The following is a 15,615-nucleotide window of genomic DNA, read 5'->3' as shown; positions in this document are numbered from 1 at the left end:
GACCGGGCTTGACCGCATCAGGGAATCGAGAGCCCCGGCGGAGCGCTAGTAGACGCAGTCCCGGGCCGCCTCGGCGTAGGCCCGGAGGTTCTCCGGCGGCGTGTCGAAGAAGTGGTCGCAGCACGACAGGATGTAGCCGCCGTCGCCGCCGACCTTCTCGAACAGCTCGCGGACCTTCTCCCGGATCCTCGCGGCCGGCCCGGCGGTCAGGACGTTGAACTGGTCGAGGCCGCCGATGAGGGCCAGGCGGCCGGCGATCTTGGCCTTGTATTCCCAGGGCTCCTGGTTGCCGCCGATCGAGACCGGGGCCAGGGTCTCCGAAGCGTCGCAGCCGTTGGCGACGATGAGCTCCTCGATGCCCCTGGTCCCGCCGCAAGTGTGGTAAACGGCCTTGAAGCCGAGCGTGTGGAGGGCGTCGTGCATCCGGCGGTCGTAGGGCAAACAGAATTCCTTGTGGATGGCCGGCGAGATGAGGGTCGACGAGGCCGCCCCGCCGCCGGTCTCGACGATGTCGAAGCGGGCCCCTCGCATCGTCTCGATGAACCGCAGCTTCTTCTCGAGAAGGATCCGGAGCAGCTCGTGGACCCAGTCCGGCTTGTCGAAGGTCCGCAGGATGAGGTCCTGGACGTCGAGGAGGAGCGCCGCATGCTGCCAGCAGCCGGCCTGGTCGCCCCAGACGAAGCCGCGCAGGATGCCACGATCGCCGACCGCGTCGTAGGCCCGCTCCGTGGCGGCGACGTCGAGCGCGCCGACCGGCATGTATTTCTCGATGAGCCGGATGTCGTCGTCGCGCTTGATGAGGAACTCGGTCACCCAGGTCGTCATCCGGTTTCCCTCGGCCGCGTAGGTCAGGACCCCGCCCGGCGTCGTGATCGTATGCCGGACGACCCGGCGGTCGGAGCCGGCGCCCAGCACCGTCGCTTCGTCGCGCCACTCCGGCGACGAGAATCGTCCGAAGTCCGCGTCCCTGAGCCAGTAGTTGCCAAGATCCTGGGAGAACTGGACGGCCGCGTCGAGGCCGGCCGCGGCGAAGGCCTCGAGTTCGCTCGCGCCGCCCATGAACGCATCGAGATGGCATTTCTGCCACTGGTGAACGGTGGCCGGCAGCCGGTCGGGCTTTTCCCGGGCCAGGGCCCGCAGCATCCGTTCCCTGGAGGTCATGGCCGGATTATAGGCGGGGTCCGAAGGCCGGTCAATGCGCCGGCGCCCCCGTCTTGTCTACCCGCCGGGGCTGTGCCATAATGAGCGGGACGATCCGGCCCGGCCGGCGTCAACGGAGGGGAGGCATCTCGATGGGCAACACGAGGACTATCTGGGAAGGGGATATCGCCCCGGACTTCACGCTCAAGGACCACCATAACCGCGACTTCAAGCTGTCCGAGTTCGGCGGCCGGCGCGTCCTGCTGTCGTTCCACCCGATGGCCTGGACGCCGGTCTGCGCCGAGCAGATGAAGGCCCTCGAGGCGCGCAAGGCCGTCTTCGATTCTCTGCGGACGGTCGCGGTCGGCATCAGCGTCGACAGCTTCCCCTGCAAGCATGCCTGGGCCAAGGAGCTGGGGATCAGGGAAACGCGGCTGCTCTGCGATTTCTGGCCGCACGGCGCGGTGGCCCACGCCCTGGGCCTGTTCCGCGAGGAGGACGGCTTTTCCGGCCGGGCCAACCTCGTGGTCGACGAGTCCGGCCGCCTGGCTCTCATCAGGGAATACGACATCCCCCAGCTGCCGGACTTCGACGAGATCATCGCCTTCCTGCGGAAGTGAGCCCGTCCCCGCGCCCGGGCCGGCCGGCCGCGGCGGCCCTCAGATCAGGACCTCGCGGGGGATCTCCCTCAGGTTGAAGCGGGAGGCCATGCTCCGGCAGTAGGCGCCGGCGCAGAGGACGGCCAGGATGTCGCCGGACTCGGGCAGGGGCATGAGACGCTCGCGGCCGAAGACATCGCCGGTCTCGCAGAGGTTCCCGGCCACGGTGATCCGGGCCTTGTGCTGGCCGTCGACGCGGCAGGCGTTGACGATCTCGTGGTGGGCCGTGAGGTAGATCGCCGGCCGGGGCACGGTGTTGAACGTTCCGCCGTCGACGCAGGCGAAGATGTTGCCGTAGCTCTCCTTGACGTACTCGACGCCGAGCAGGAGGACGCCCGCGTCGCCGACCATGTATTTGCCCGGTTCGATGGCCAGGGCCTTCGCCCCGAGGCCGGCCTTGGCCACGGCGCCGCAGATATAGGCGATGTAGTCCTCGACGGGGAAGAGGCCGCGGCTCTTGAGGTAGCGCGGCCCGAAGCCGCCGCCGAAGTCGATGAACTCGAGCGGGAACCCGGCCCGCTCGATCTCCCGGAACTTGCGGACCATGCGGTCGACCGCCGCCTTGACCATGCCGAAATCCTCGCGGACCCAGCCTGAGCCGAGGTGCTGGTGGAGGCCGACGGGCTGGAAGCCCAGCCGCCGGGCCCGCCGGAAGACGTCGAGGACCTTCCTGGCCTCGACGCCGAACTTGATGGGGGTGCCGTTTGACGACCGCTTGCCCGCCGTGATGGCCTTGGCGTCGAAGCCGCGGCCGAGGCCCGGGTTCCAGCGGACCGAGACCCGGATCGTCCGGTCCGGGAACTCGCGCTTAATCTCGCTCATGACCTCGAGCTGCTCCGCGGCGTCGATGTTGATCGTCAGCCCCTCGACGCCGAAGACGAACCGGAGGTCGCTCCGGCTGACGCTCGTCCCTGTGAAGAGGATCCGCTCCGCCGGGAAGCCGACCTTGAGGGCCGTCTCCACCTCGCACGGCGAGACGGCGTCGATCCAGGCCCCCCGCTTCAGGAGGAGCCGGAGGATGCCCCGGTGGGGGTTGGCCTTCATGGCGTAGCAGATGCGGGCCGGGAGCGGCGAGTGGCGGGCGAAGGCGTCGTCGAGGCGGCCGTAGCGCTCGAGGATGCGGTCCTTCCCGTAGATATAGAGCGGCGTGCCGTAGCGCCCGGCCAGGGCGGCCGCGTCGCGGCCGGCGATCTGCAGCCGGTTGCCGCACACGGAGGCGAAATCGGTTTCCCACCAGTTCATGTCGTTTCTCCTTTGTCGTCGGTCCCCGGGCCGCCGTCCTTGTCGAAGAGGTCCCTCTGCCCCGCCTGGATGGCCCGGACGATCTGCCGGAGGACAGGGTATTTCTCGAGCATCGGCTCGGGGACGTCCACCTTCTGGCCCGTGATCATGTTCCGGATCTGCAGGGCGTTGGCCATGGCCTGTCCCCGGTAATGGTTGTTGGTGATGACATAGACCTTGCCGCTCTTCGCGCCAAGCTCCTTGATGCGCGTGATCCAGCCGTCGAGCTCGTCCCGGGCATAGAGGTAGTCGTAGCGGTCGTCGCGGCCCGCTCCCTCCCGGAACCAGTTCCCGGCGTTGCGGCCGTGGAGCCTGACGTAGGCGAAGTCGGGCGTGGTGCTGACCGCCGAGGGCGCGATCGAGTCGTCGAACAGCGGCTGGTCGATATTGCAGAAAGCGGACCCGCGCTCGCGCAGCAGATCGTAGAAGGCCGGCGCGTCCCAGCCGGCATGGCGGACCTCGACGGCCAGGGGATAGCCGGCGAAGAGGTCCAGGAGGCGCCGCAGGTATTCGAGGTTCGCGGGCGAGTTCCGGAAGGACCAGGGGAACTGGACCAGGAGCGCGGCCAGGCGGCCCCGCAGCCGGACCAGGTCGGTCGCCCGGCGGACGTCGTCGACGTCCTTCGCGGTGAAGCCCTCGCGGGCGTGGGTGAAGGCCTGGTAGAGCTTCAGCGAGAGCAGGAAATCCGGCCGGGCCTCGATCCTCCTCAGCCAGGATTGGACCATGGCCGGCGGCGCCGGACGGTAGAAGGTGCTGTTGACCTCGACGATGTCGATGAACCGGGGCAGGTACTCCAGGGGGTGGAAGCCGCGGGGCCTGGGCGACGGATAGACAATGCCCTCCCAGTCCTCGTAGCTCCAACCGGCGGTGCCGACGCAATACTTGGCCATAACAAACTATTCTACCTTCGCCCCGCCGAATTCACAACAAACAACTGGCCATCGCGCTGTTTTCCCCTGCGCGGCGCGCGTTCCGAGCCGCCCGGCCGCCGGTCCGGGCGAAGAAAACGAAATTCAGGAACGTCGCGGTTTTCCCGCGGGATCATGTGTGCTATGGTGGCCCCGGGAGATAGAAGCATGGCCGAGACGGCGATCGACATGGCCGCGAGGATCCGCGAAGCGTACGAGCGGATCAGGAACGATATCCGGAAGACCCCGGTCGAGCGATCGGGGCCGCTGAGCCGGGAACTCGGGGCCGAGGTTTTCGTGAAATGGGAGTGCGACCAGGCGACCGGATCCTTCAAGCTGCGGGGAGCGCTCAACAAGCTCAGGTCCCTGTCGCCCGCGGACCGGGCCAGGGGCGTCGTCTCGGCCTCGACGGGCAACCACGGCCTGGCCATCAGCCAGGCGGCCCGGCTCGAGGGGATCGGGCTCAAGCTCTTCCTGCCCGAGACGGTCGCCGAGGCCAAGAAGAAGAGGATCGAGGCCCTCGGCGTCGACGTCGAGGTCCGGGGCGCCAGCTGCGACCGGGCCGAGGCCCTGGCCCGCGAGACCGCCGCCAGGACCGGCCGGGTCTTCGTCTCGCCCTACAACGACTGGGACATCATCTTCGGCGCGGGCACGGCCGGGCTCGAGCTCGACGTCCAGCTCCCCGGCATCGACGAGGTCCTCGTCCCGGTCGGCGGCGGCGGCCTCATTGCCGGGATGGCGGCCTATCTCAAGGCCGTCCGGCCGGGACTTCGGGTCGTCGGCGTGGAGCCCGAGACATCGGCTTTCATGGCCGCGTCCCTGAAGGCGGGCCGCCTCGTCGAGATCGATGAGCGGCCGACGATCGCCGACGCCGTGGCCGGTGGCATCGAGCCGGGCGCGATCACCTTCCCGCTCTGCCGCGATCTCGTCGACGCCATCGAGGCCGTGCCCGAGGCCGCGATCGTCCGGGCCCTGGCCTTCGCCCGCGAAGTCCACGGCCGGATGATCGAAGGAGCCGGGGCCCTGCCTTTCGCCGCCCTGTTCCATGCCCCGGCCTCACGGTCCGGCCGGAAGATCGTCGCGTTCGTCAGCGGCGGCAACATCGGCCCTGAGCGCTTCAGCGCGATCACCGGCCTCCGCCCCTGAACCCCGGGGCGCCCGCCGGTCATGAGGGCGAGCCGAGCGGCAGCCGGCCCCTCCCCCGGGCGAGGTCGAAGACCCACCGCCCCCCGCCCGCCGGCACGGCCCAGCGGATGGCCTGGACCGTCCGGAAGATGCCCAGCCCGCACGCTTCCTTGAGGGGCCGGCCTTCGGCCAGGTAGCAGAGGATGGCCGACGACAGGAAGCAGCCCGTGCCGTGGACGTCCCGGGCCTCGCGGGGATGCGGGAACTCGGCGAAATCCCGGCCGTCGAAAAGGACGTCGGCGGCCCGGCCCTCGAGATGCCCGCCCTTGACCAGGCAGGCGAGGCCCGATCGGGCGTGGATCCTTTCGGCGGCCTCCTTCATCCCGGCCAGGTCCCGGACCGGGCGCCCGGCGAGGACCGCCGCTTCGGCCAGGTTCGGGGTGATGAGCTCGGCCCGGCCGGCGCAGGCTTCGAGGAGGCGGGGCCAGGCCTTCTTTTCGAGGAGGGGCAGGCCCGAACTGGACCGGAGGACCGGGTCGATGACGCGCGGCCGGCCTTCCATCCGGCCGAGGATCCGGGCCGCGGCGCCGAGGTTGGCCGAGGTGGCCAGCATGCCGGCCTTGATCCCCCCGATCTCGAGCCCTTCCGCCAGCCGCTCGAACTGGTCGGTCACGGCCCGGGCCGGGACGGGGACGACGCGGGCCACCGCCGCCGGGCTCTGGGCGGTCACGGCCGTCAGGACGCCGTAGCCCCGTCTCCCGAGCCGCTCGAAGACGCGGAGGTCGAGAAGGGCGCCCGCGCCCCCTGTCGGGTCCCAGCCGGCGATGGTGATCAGGCTCTTGGTCATGGTCCCGTCCGCGCCCCCGATTCTACCACGGATGCCGGCGCGCTTCTTGACTTTGTTTCGGGCCCTGGAGTATTCACAGGTTAGGAGATCATGGGGAGCGAGCTCGTCAGGTTCCGCGTCTTCGCCGGGGGGCGCGTCCAGGGCGTCGCTTTCCGCTACTTCGCCGAAAAATATGCCTCGCGCCTCGGCGTCACCGGCTGGGTCCGGAACCTGTCCGACGGACGGGTCGAGGTCCTGGCCGAGGGCCCGGCCTCCCAGATCGAGAGCTTCCTCGAGCGGCTTCGCGAGGGCCCGCGCCTGGCCAGCATCGAGAGCTTCGACGTCCGCCGCGAGCAGGCCACGGGCGAGTACACGGATTTCCGGATCGCCTTCACGTCCGATTGACCGCCGGGGCGGGCGCGGGCTCGCCGCTCAGCGGGCCCGGCTCTTGCGGCGGCAGTCCTCGGAGCAGAAGTAGCGCTCGACGCCGTCGCGGACCTCGGTCAGGGCCTCGTCGCGGGGGATGTAGGTGCCGCAGACCTCGTCCTTGACCATTGCGCCCCGGACCCCGCCCCGGGGCCCGGTCCGGGCCTTGGGGCGGAGGTTCTTCAGCCCAAAATAGACGCGGACGAACAGGAACGCGACGTAGGCGATGAACGCGAAAAGAATGAGGCGAAGCAGGGGGACTACCATTCGACCAGCATCGAACCCCAGGTCAGCCCGCCGCCGAAGCTGACCAGGAGGGCCAGATCGCCCTTCCGGAGACGCCCTTCCTCGACCGCCTCCCGGAGCGCCAGCAGGACCGACGTCGAGGAGCAGTTGCCCCGCCGGTCGACGTTGACGTAGAACTTCTCCAGCGGGACGCCCAGCTTCTTGGACGGGAACTCGAAGATCCGGGCGTTGGCCTGGTGGCAGATGAAGAGATCGACGTCCTCGATGCGGTAATCCCGCGTCCGCCCGGGCGTGCGGTTGGCCTTTTCGAGCGTCCGGACGATGAGCTCGGGGATGATGCGCAGGACGAACTTCTGGATCTCGTGTCCCTTGATGGTGACGTTCGGATGGGCGGGCGCGTCGTGATGGCGGGTATCGTGCCCGGTGCTGTAGGCGGTGTCGATGCCGAGGACGTCGGTGCCCGTTTCCATGCAGACGATGCCGCCGGGGCCGTCGGTCCGTTCCAGGACGACGGCCGCGGAACCGTCTCCCCAAAGGTCGGCGTTGGAATCCGAGAAATCGAGAACGCGGCTGAGCACCTCGGTCCCGAGCGCCAGGCCGTACCGCGATCCGGTCTCCCCGAAAAGAAGGTGCTTGCGGACGAGGTCGGCGGCGTAGAGCCCGCTCGTGCAGGCGGCCAGCACGTCGAAGGCCGGGATGCGCATCGCGTTCCGGGCCTCGTTCTCCTTGAGCCGGCCCGCGGCGATCTCGCCCTTGATGGCCTTGTTCAGGAGCATGCAGGCGGTCGAGGGGAAGAGGGCCTCGGGCGTCGAGCTGCCGACGGCCAGGATGCCGATATCCTGCCAGCCGATGCCCGCGTCGGCCAGGGCGGCGCCGGCCGAGACCAGGGCCATGTCCGAGGTGTTGACGGAGTCGGCGACCCAGCGCCGCTCGCGGATGCCGACGAGATCGACGATCTTCTGGGGCGTCAGCTCGTCGGGCCCCCAGGGCCGGTCGGTACCCGGCTTGACGGCGCCGTGGGCCAGAAGGACCCGGACGATCTCCTCGTTGGTGACGACCCTCCCGGGGACGTCGGTCCCCGGCAGGCATTTCCCGGTGCCGGCGATCTTCACTCGCATGTGCTCATCTTCTCCCTTTTTCATTCCTTTGATCCTCAAAAGGCGGGTACGATCTGCAGTTCCCCCATTATTGTCGGTTGAGCAGGGGATGTCAACCCGGGCCGGGACAAGCTCCCGCCGGCCGCCGATTGACCGGCCGCGGCCTTTCTGTTAAATAGGATACGGCATGAAGAAACCTCCGTTGGCAGGCGTCCGCATCCTCGACCTTTCCCGGCTCCTTCCCGGCCCCTTCTGCACCATGATCCTGGCCGACCTGGGAGCCGAGGTCATCAAGATCGAAGACCTCGAAAGCGGCGATTACATGAGGTCCTTCCGCCCCTTCGTCGGCGGCCTGAGCGCCTATTTCCAGGCCCTCAACGCCGGCAAGAAGAGCCTGGCCGTCAATCTCAAGGCCGCCGCCGGCCGGGACCTTTTCCTCCGGCTCGCCGCTTCGGCCGGCGTCGTGGTCGAGAGCTTCCGGCCGGGCGCCGTCGACCGGCTCGGCGTCGGCTACGCCGCGGTCCGGGCCGTGAATCCGCGCGTCGTCTACTGCTCGATCTCCGGCTTCGGCCAGGACGGGCCGGACCGCGACCGGGCCGGACACGACCTCGACTTCATCTCCCGCGCCGGCCTGCTCGGCCTGTGCGGCTGGCCCGAGTCCCGGCCGACCATCCCGCCGGTCCAGATCGCGGACCTGAGCTCGGCCCTGTACGCCGCCGCCGGCATCCTGGCCTGTCTCCGCGAGAGCGAGAAGACGGGGGAGGGCCGCCATCTCGACATCGGCATGCTCGACAGCGCCTTGTCCTGGATGGTCATGCCCCTCGGCGACTATTCGGCGGGGGAGCGCGGCGGCCGGGGCCGCCTGCCGCTCTCCGGCCGGCATCCCTGCTACAACGTCTACCGGACGCGCGACGGCCGGGACATCTCGCTGGCCGCGATCGAGCCCAAGTTCTGGGGCGCCTTCTGCAAGGCCGCCGGCCGGGAGGATCTCCTGCCGCTGCAGTTCTCCGAGAAGCCCGAGGATCTCGCCCTGGTCGAGGCCCTCTTCGCCGGCCTGACGGCGTCCGAATGGACGGACCTGCTCCGGGGAGTCGACTGCTGCTGCGCGGTCGTGCCCGGGCTCGACGAGGTCCTGGCCGACCCCCAGATCAGGCACCGCGGCCTGGTCATCGGCCCTCCGCCGGGCGGCAAGGGCGTGCTGCGCCCCGGCCATCCGCTCCGTGACAGGAACGCCGGGGAGGCCGGGCCTTGCCCCGGCCACGGCCAGCACACCGCCGAGGTCCTGTCCGGGCTGGGGCTTTCGGCCGCCGAACTCGACCGCCTCGAGGCGTCCGGCGTTATCCGCCGGGGCGGCTGAGGCGGGGCGGCCGTGGACGCGTTCCGGACCGAGGCCGAGACGGACTTCCGGCGGCGGGCGGCGGAATACTTTGAACGGATCGCCTGCCCCGGCCGCGGGGACGGCGCCCTGCCGCCCGAAAAGATATGGGCCGACCTCGACGGCGAGGACGTTCCCGGTCGTCCGGACCGGCGGGTGTCCGTCCTCGAAGAAGCCGCGGATCGCGACCCGCGGCTCGGCCGCGCGCTCCTCGATTGGCGCGCTTCGGCCGCCCGTCTCGACCCTCCGGAGGAAACGGCTTGCCGCCTCGGCCGGCTGGCGGGGACGGCGTCCCACGTCCTCCGGGCCGGGACCGCGGCCGCCCGCGAGCGGGGCGACTTCGCCAGCAGCCTGATGGGATGTCGCGAAACCCAGGAACGCCTGGCCAGGCTGGTCTCCCTCGCCGACCTGGCCCGCCTGGGAGCCTGCCGCCTCTGCCGCCTCCTGGACCGCGGGGACGGCGAACGGGCCGGCCTCGAATCGGACCTGCTTCGCGCCCGGGCCGAGGCCCTGGACGCGGACGTCAGGGCGGCGGCCATGGCCCTGCTCGGGGAGGATTGGGTCGCGCGGAACCTGCCCGCCGAACGTCCCAGGCCCGTCCAAGAAAGGATATCGCCATGAACATCGAGACCATCTACCGAAAGGCCGTGGCGGCCGGCATCGCCAACGACCCGCGCGGCCCCGAGGCCGTCCGCAAGCTGCTCGACGAGGAGGCCGAGAAGGCCGGGAAGCTGACCGAGGACGAGCGCGTCTCCTGGGAGGCGGACCGCCTGTTCAACCCCTATGCCGACAGCCGCATCCTGACCGGCGACCCGGCCGCCGAGGCGCGGAAGGTCATCGCCGGCATCGACATGGACGCCTCCGAGATCCTGCTGGCCCATACCCTCAACCGGGATAGGGCCGCGGCGATCGACCTCGTCATCGCCCACCATCCCCAGGGCGTCGCCCTGGCCCAGCTGGCCGACGTCATGCGCGTCCAGTCCGACATGCTGGCCCTTTACGGCGTCAACATCTCGGTCGCCGAACAGCTGCTGGAGAAGCGGATGAGCGAAGTCGAGCGGCGCCTCCTGCCTGGGAACCACAGCCGGGCCGTGGATGCCGCCCGCCTGCTTGGCCTGCCGATGATGTGCCTCCACACGCCGGCCGACAATTGCGTCAACACCTTCCTCGAGCGCCTGTTCGCAGGGGAGAAGCCGGCCCGCCTGAAGGACCTGATCGAGCTCCTGCGGACCGTCCCGGAATACCGGGCCGCCGCGGCCCGGATGGCCGGCCCGAAGATCGTCAACGGCGCGGAGACGGCCCACTGCGGCCGGATCTCCGTCGAGATGACGGGCGGGACCGAGGGCTCTAAGACGATCTACGAGTCCTACGCCGTCTCGGGCGTGAGCACGATCGTCAGCATGCACATCAGCGAGGAGGCCCTCGAGAACGCCAGGAAGGCCCATCTCAACATCGTCCTGGCCGGCCATATCTCGAGCGACACGCTGGGGCTGAACCTGCTCTTCGACGAGATCGAACGGGAGGAGCGGATCGAGTTCGTGGGCGTGTCGGGGTTCGTCCGGACGAGGGCCGCGGACCGTCAACCTTGACCGTTCACGCGTTCTTATGAACGGTCAAGGTCAGAGGCCGCGGTAGTGGCCCTGGGCCCCCAGGGTCGCGATCCAGCGGGCGAAGGCCCGGGCATCCTCGAGGTCGCTCGCGTCGGGGTGGGTCGCCGCCGACGCGGCCATGTCGGCCCAGGCCTGGTGCTCGGGCGACTGCATCAGGATCTCGAGGGCCTTCAGCGACACCTTGCCCCGGCAGGAGAACGTGCCCACCAGCCTGGCCCTGGCGACCAGGATCGAGGCGTATTCCAGGGCCTCCCGGGCGAGGCGGCTGCCCGTGACCGAGCCGTGGGTCGAGAACAAGGCCACCTTCCTGCCCTCGGGGACCGACTTCAGGAAGGCCTCGACGGGATAGGGCACGCTGTGCGTCTGGACGGGGAAGCCGACGAAGATGAGCTGGCAGGACGCCAGGTCGCCGCCCGCCTCGGAGATGGGCTTGAGGACCTTGTCGCCGGCCAGGGCCGCGAAGATGGCTTCGGCGACGAGCTTCGTGTTCCCCGTCTGGCTGAAATAGGCGACAAGCGTCTTGGCCATCGCGGCTGTCCTTTCGGCAAGCGGTACGCCCGCTATTCTGCCAGAATCCGGCCGAAAATGCCACCGGTCATTGGCCGGCCGGCAGCTCGATGACGACCGTCGTGCCCCGCCCCGGCTGGCTCGAGACGCAGATCGTGCCGCCATGCTCCTCGACGATCTTCTTCGTGATCGGCAGGCCGAGCCCTGTCCCGGCGTCCTTGGTCGAGAAGTAGAGGTCGAAGATCCGCTCGGCCGTCTCCCGGCTCATGCCCGACCCGGTGTCGCTGACCGTGACGACGAGGCGGGGGCCGCGCCGGACGACCCCGACCGCGACCTGGCCCCGCGCCCCGATGGCCTCGACGGCGTTGGCGACGACATTGCGGAAGGCGGTCTTGAGCTTGACCTCGTCGCCGTTGGCCCGGAAATCGTCCCCCTCGGCGACGAGCTTGAAGCGGATGCGCTCGGCCAGCAGCCGGCGGTAGGGCTGCAGGACCTCTTCGAGGACCAGCCGCAGGTCGACCGGCTCCTTGCGGACCGTCACGTCCCGGGCGATCTCCATGAACTCCGTGGCGATGCGCCGCAGGTTTTCGACCTCGCTGATGATGTAGGACATGGATTCCCGGAGGGCCTGGTCGAAATCCCCGCGCCGGTCCTCGTAGACCCTGAGGATGTGCTCGGCCGACAGCTGGATCGGCGTCAGCGGGTTCTTGATCTCATGGGCGACCTTGCGGGCCATCTCGGTCCAGGCCACCTTCTTGCTCATCTCGGCCAGCTCCTGCTCGTGGGCCCGGAGGTTCCGGACCATGGTGTTAAAGCCGTCGATGAGGGTCATCATCTCGTCGCGGGAGCGGTGATCGATCTGGACCTCGAGGTTGCCCAGGCCGACCTCCCGGGTCCCGGCCAGGAGCTTGCGCACGGGGACGATGATCATGCTCTTGATGCCCCGGGAGAAGACGAGGACCAGGACGACGAACAAGGCCGAAAGGACGACGAGGAACTCGACGGTCTCCCGGGTGGCCTTGTCGAGCTGCTGACGCTCGAACGGGAAGGGAAGGGAGATGAACAGCGTCGAGGCTCCGGCCTCGTAGGGCACGGTCAGGGTCTGGAACGAGTAGCCGCCCAGCCGGGTCCGCCGGACCGAGTAGGGCTTGCGGTCGTAGACGAGGTCACGGTAGGCCTCCCCGTCGATGATGTCCGGCAGCAATCCGCTCTCGAAGAACTCGCGGCGGCTCGAGGCGCTGACCACGGCGTCCTGGTAGAGGATGACGTCGCTCGACAGGGTCTCGCTGATCCAGAAAGCCAGGTCCTCCTGCGTCGACGGGGCCGGCGAGAGCTCGGTGCCCTGGATGTTGCTGAACGCCTCCATCAGCCCCTGGGCGTAGCTGGCGTGGACAGCGGCATCGTCGACGAACTGCTCGGTGAACAGGCGGTCGAAGAGGTTCCGGGTGAAAACCGTGAAAAGGAGCATGGGGACCACGGCCACGGCCAGGAAGGCGGCGTAGACGCGGCTCGAGAACGACCAGAACGGCCGGCCGAGCGACGCCCGGCCCCCGGCCAGGGCGGCGGCCGCCGCCAGCAGGGCCGCGGCCAGGCCGACGAAGAAGAAGCGCAGGAAGTCGACCGCCTGGGTCCGGAGATTCTTGCGCGGCACGAACAGGCTGTAGGCGCGGCTGCCCCAGCGGAAGAGGTCGGCGTCGTAGACCGTCCCGCCCTCCCGAAACGTCGTCCAGAACGGCGCCGCGCTCCGCCGCAGGCGCTCGAGGTCAGTTGCGGCCAGGCCGGCGGTCAGCTTGCGCGGATTGAACAGCGACCGGCCCCCGAGGTCGAAGATCTCGCAGCCGAAATCGATCTGGCCCAGGGACGGCAGGGAATCGGTCCGCAGCACCTCGAAATAGGGATTGGCGGAGTAGAGGAATGGCAGCATCTCCGGGTCGAGGGAGACATAGAGAAGGACGCGGCCGATGGGCGTGCCGGCCTCGGTGAAGTCCTTATAGCCGACGAGAAAGTCCTTCTCCCGGCCGATGAAGGTCTGGGCGTGGGGGGCGATGGCCCAGTCCGCGGAGAACGGCAGGTCGGGCGAGCTGCCCAGGAACTTGGGCACGTTCAGGGAGAAGCGGCTGTAGAGCTCGCCCTCGGCGTCGCGGACCTCCAGGCTCGAATACCAGTTGGCCCGGGCCACCGGGGTCCCTTCCCAGAGCTCCTGGGCCAGGGCCCCCTTGTCCTTGGGGTCCTTGAGGTAGGCGACGAGCCGGGCCTCGCTGCGGTCGAGGACGGGCAGGGATTCCTCGATGAGGAACTTGGCCCAGCCGGCCTGGCTCTGGACCGTATGGGTCACCGTCGTTTCGAGAAGGCGGCGGGTGCGGGCGTCGTTCAGGCCGTCGACCGAGCGGGTCAGCCAGAGCGCGGCGATGACCAGGCCGGCCACCCAGACCTCGCGCCGCCGCGCGAAACCCGGCCGGACGGCGACCGCGAAGACCCCGGCGGCCAGGACCGCGGTGACGGCCGCGAGCAGGGCCGAGGAGCGCGGAGGGACGGCCAGGACGGCGGCGGCCGCGGCCAGGGCGGCGGCCAGGCCGAAGACACAGTTCGTCCGCAAGCCCCGGAAGGCCAGACGGACGACGACGGCCAGGACGAGGAGCGCCGCGGCCAGGACGGCGAAGAGGCCGAGCTGCAGGGACAGGCGCGAAACGTCGAGATCCCAGCGCAGGAGCGACAGGTTGGAATTGAAGACGACCAGCCGGCAGGCCTCCCGCAGGGCGAGCACGATCCCGGCGGCGGCCGCGGCCGCGACGATGTGGGCCAGGACGGTCAGGGGGACGGACCGGCGGGCCTCCCGGCCCTCGGTCCGCGGGAAAACCAGAGCGGCGGCGCAGACCGCGAGGCCGAGACCGGTCAGGGCGGTCAGGAGGATGTCGATCGGCGATCCGGTCAGGCCGGCCCAGGACGAGAATCCGGCCACGGCCGGCTTGAAGAGGGACAGGGATTGGAGCCGCTCGAGCCGGCCCAGCGGCAGGGCCAGGAGCCTCATCACGACGAGCAGGGCGGCGCCCAGGGCCGCCGGGACGAAGCCGTGCCGCCGCAGGAACCCGGGCGAGGACCAGAAGGCGACAAGGCCCGCGCCGGCGGAGACGATCAGGGCGAGCAGGACCACCAGGCTCAGGCTATCCCGCGCCGCCGAGAGCCGCGAGGTCAGGGACGGCGAGGCCAGGGTGACGGTGGCCGTGATGCGGCCGGCCTCGTTCCGGAGCGGGAAGTAGAGCGTCTGGATCTCGTTCTTCTGCCGGGACTGGCTGGGGAACTCGTCGCCGTGCCGGGTGAAGAACTCCTGGTAGCCCTTGATGTCGTCCCGGAAGTCCCAATAGTCGACGGCCAGCTCGAACGGCGGAGCCGGGCGCAGGGCGTTGTAGGAGCTGATGTAGGAGGACCGGACGGGAGGGTTGAAAGCCAGCAGGGCGAAGTGGAAGAGCATCCGGCCGCCCTCGATCGGCTGCAGGGCGACGAGGTAGACCGAGGCTTTGGACTTGACCAGGACCGAGCCGCCGTCCCGCCCGTGCTCCTTTAGGGCCGCCGGGTCCCACTGGTTCTCGGGGCTCAGAACGTTGCCGTACCAGGCTTGGACATCGCCGCCGACGTCCGTCAGGGCGATGCCTTCCTTCTCCGGATCGAGGCCGGCGGCGCGGAAGATCGCGAAGAAATCCGCGGCCTTGGCGGGAAGAGCCGGCCCGGCGAACCGGGACTTCCGGGCCGCCAGGGAGGCCAGCAGGCCGGAGAACTCCCGCCGGGTGCGGACGGCCTGCTTGCGCAGGGCGGCCAGGCTCCTGGCGTCGAAATCCCTGGCCAGGAAACCGGGCACGAGGAGCGAGAGCCCGACGGCGAGGACCGCCGCGGCTAGGGCCGAGCCGGCCACGACCGGCAGCGGGCCGCGGCGCCGGGAGGCGGGCGCGGACATCAGCGCCTCTCCGCCCGGATCTCGACGATCCGGGAGGTCCCGAACGGCGCCGGGATGCCTGACCGAACGGCCGGGCCCGCCGGGACGACGAAAAAATACAGGCGGAACGAGTAGGACGCGCCCGTCCGCTCGTTGCGGAAGGACCAGCGGGCCCTCAGGATGCCGCCCGGCACGCCGGGCAGCGAGGACATCAGGGGATCGATGGTGAACTCGGTCGTCTTGAAGGTCGCGAAATAGCGGAGGAAGACGAGATAGGTCTGGTCGGGCGAGAGCTGGTCGGCCAGGGCCAGCGGCTCGGGGAGGGAGATTGGGATGGCGCCGTCGGTCGCGAGGACTCGGCGGAGGATGGCCGGCGAACCCTGGAGGAAAGCCGCCTGGACCTGGGTGGCGACGGGGGCCGGGAACGACAGGAGAAGGGTCAGCGGCAGCAGATGAAAAGCGACCACGTTGGCGTCACCATCTTAAC

Annotated in this window: 15 protein-coding genes; 6 read left to right on the top strand and 9 right to left on the bottom strand. The window is 69.7% G+C overall.

Annotated features, from left to right (window positions below; genetic code table 11):
- Positions 1-45 precede the first annotated feature (45 nt).
- Positions 46-1,161 (bottom strand): uroporphyrinogen decarboxylase family protein, encoded by a 1,116-nt coding sequence (locus ABFD52_08270; GenBank protein MEN6560752.1) that lies wholly within the window; start codon positions 1,159-1,161, stop codon positions 46-48.
- A gap of 131 nt (positions 1,162-1,292) precedes the next feature.
- Here ABFD52_08270 and ABFD52_08265 point away from each other — a divergent pair, with 131 nt between their 5' ends.
- On the top strand, positions 1,293-1,760 hold the full coding sequence (locus ABFD52_08265; GenBank protein MEN6560751.1) for a redoxin domain-containing protein: 468 nt from the start codon (positions 1,293-1,295) through the stop codon (positions 1,758-1,760).
- A 39-nt stretch (positions 1,761-1,799) separates the two neighbouring features.
- Here the strand turns inward: ABFD52_08265 and lysA are convergent, their stop codons facing one another.
- Complete coding sequence (gene lysA / locus ABFD52_08260) at positions 1,800-3,041, bottom strand: diaminopimelate decarboxylase (protein ID MEN6560750.1); 1,242 nt, start codon at positions 3,039-3,041, stop codon at positions 1,800-1,802.
- Complete coding sequence (locus ABFD52_08255; protein MEN6560749.1) at positions 3,038-3,970, bottom strand: DUF72 domain-containing protein; 933 nt, start codon at positions 3,968-3,970, stop codon at positions 3,038-3,040. Before ABFD52_08255 ends, lysA begins: the two co-directional genes overlap by 4 nt.
- 186 nt (positions 3,971-4,156) lie before the next feature.
- Here ABFD52_08255 and ABFD52_08250 point away from each other — a divergent pair, with 186 nt between their 5' ends.
- Positions 4,157-5,134 carry a threonine/serine dehydratase gene (locus ABFD52_08250; GenBank protein ID MEN6560748.1) on the top strand — a complete coding sequence of 326 codons (978 nt, stop codon included), beginning with the start codon at positions 4,157-4,159 and terminating at the stop codon, positions 5,132-5,134.
- 19 nt (positions 5,135-5,153) lie between these two features.
- On the opposite strand, the gene ABFD52_08245 is transcribed toward ABFD52_08250, so the two are convergent.
- On the bottom strand, positions 5,154-5,960 hold the full coding sequence (locus ABFD52_08245; GenBank protein MEN6560747.1) for a hydroxymethylpyrimidine/phosphomethylpyrimidine kinase: 807 nt from the start codon (positions 5,958-5,960) through the stop codon (positions 5,154-5,156).
- A gap of 90 nt (positions 5,961-6,050) precedes the next feature.
- Here ABFD52_08245 and ABFD52_08240 point away from each other — a divergent pair, with 90 nt between their 5' ends.
- Complete coding sequence (locus ABFD52_08240; protein ID MEN6560746.1) at positions 6,051-6,344, top strand: acylphosphatase; 294 nt, start codon at positions 6,051-6,053, stop codon at positions 6,342-6,344.
- 27 nt (positions 6,345-6,371) lie between these two features.
- Here ABFD52_08240 and ABFD52_08235 read toward each other — a convergent pair whose 3' ends face one another.
- Complete coding sequence (locus ABFD52_08235) at positions 6,372-6,632, bottom strand: transcriptional regulator (GenBank protein ID MEN6560745.1); 261 nt, start codon at positions 6,630-6,632, stop codon at positions 6,372-6,374.
- Positions 6,626-7,729: a ketoacyl-ACP synthase III gene (locus ABFD52_08230; GenBank protein MEN6560744.1), complete on the bottom strand. Its 1,104-nt coding sequence runs from the start codon at positions 7,727-7,729 to the stop codon at positions 6,626-6,628. Before ABFD52_08230 ends, ABFD52_08235 begins: the two co-directional genes overlap by 7 nt.
- 166 nt (positions 7,730-7,895) lie before the next feature.
- Here ABFD52_08230 and ABFD52_08225 point away from each other — a divergent pair, with 166 nt between their 5' ends.
- Genes ABFD52_08225 through ABFD52_08215 form a run of 3 tightly spaced genes read left to right on the top strand, consistent with a single transcriptional unit; the run spans position 7,896 to position 10,672 of the window.
- Positions 7,896-9,065: a CaiB/BaiF CoA-transferase family protein gene (locus ABFD52_08225; protein ID MEN6560743.1), complete on the top strand. Its 1,170-nt coding sequence runs from the start codon at positions 7,896-7,898 to the stop codon at positions 9,063-9,065.
- 12 nt (positions 9,066-9,077) lie between these two features.
- A complete protein-coding gene (locus tag ABFD52_08220; GenBank protein ID MEN6560742.1) occupies positions 9,078-9,704 on the top strand; it encodes a hypothetical protein in 627 nt (208 codons plus the stop codon).
- A complete protein-coding gene (locus ABFD52_08215; protein ID MEN6560741.1) occupies positions 9,701-10,672 on the top strand; it encodes an NGG1p interacting factor NIF3 in 972 nt (323 codons plus the stop codon). The genes ABFD52_08220 and ABFD52_08215 overlap by 4 nt, the downstream gene beginning before the upstream one ends.
- A 30-nt stretch (positions 10,673-10,702) precedes the next feature.
- Here the strand turns inward: ABFD52_08215 and ABFD52_08210 are convergent, their stop codons facing one another.
- The 3 genes from ABFD52_08210 to ABFD52_08200 form a co-directional block, all read right to left on the bottom strand.
- Entirely contained in the window at positions 10,703-11,221 is a 519-nt protein-coding gene (locus ABFD52_08210) for a flavodoxin family protein (GenBank protein ID MEN6560740.1), read from the bottom strand.
- Positions 11,222-11,288: 67 nt separating this feature from the next.
- Positions 11,289-15,149, bottom strand: a complete 3,861-nt coding sequence (locus ABFD52_08205; GenBank protein ID MEN6560739.1) for an ATP-binding protein — start codon at positions 15,147-15,149, stop codon at positions 11,289-11,291.
- Positions 15,149-15,595: a hypothetical protein gene (locus ABFD52_08200; GenBank protein ID MEN6560738.1), complete on the bottom strand. Its 447-nt coding sequence runs from the start codon at positions 15,593-15,595 to the stop codon at positions 15,149-15,151. The genes ABFD52_08205 and ABFD52_08200 overlap by 1 nt, the downstream gene beginning before the upstream one ends.
- Positions 15,596-15,615 lie beyond the last annotated feature (20 nt).

The sequence above is a fragment of the Acidobacteriota bacterium genome, assembly GCA_039683095.1.
GTDB lineage: Bacteria > Acidobacteriota > Aminicenantia > Aminicenantales > Saccharicenantaceae > RBG-16-66-30.
The sequence above is the reverse complement of the archived record's forward strand: the minus strand, read 5'-3'. Positions and strand labels throughout refer to the sequence as shown.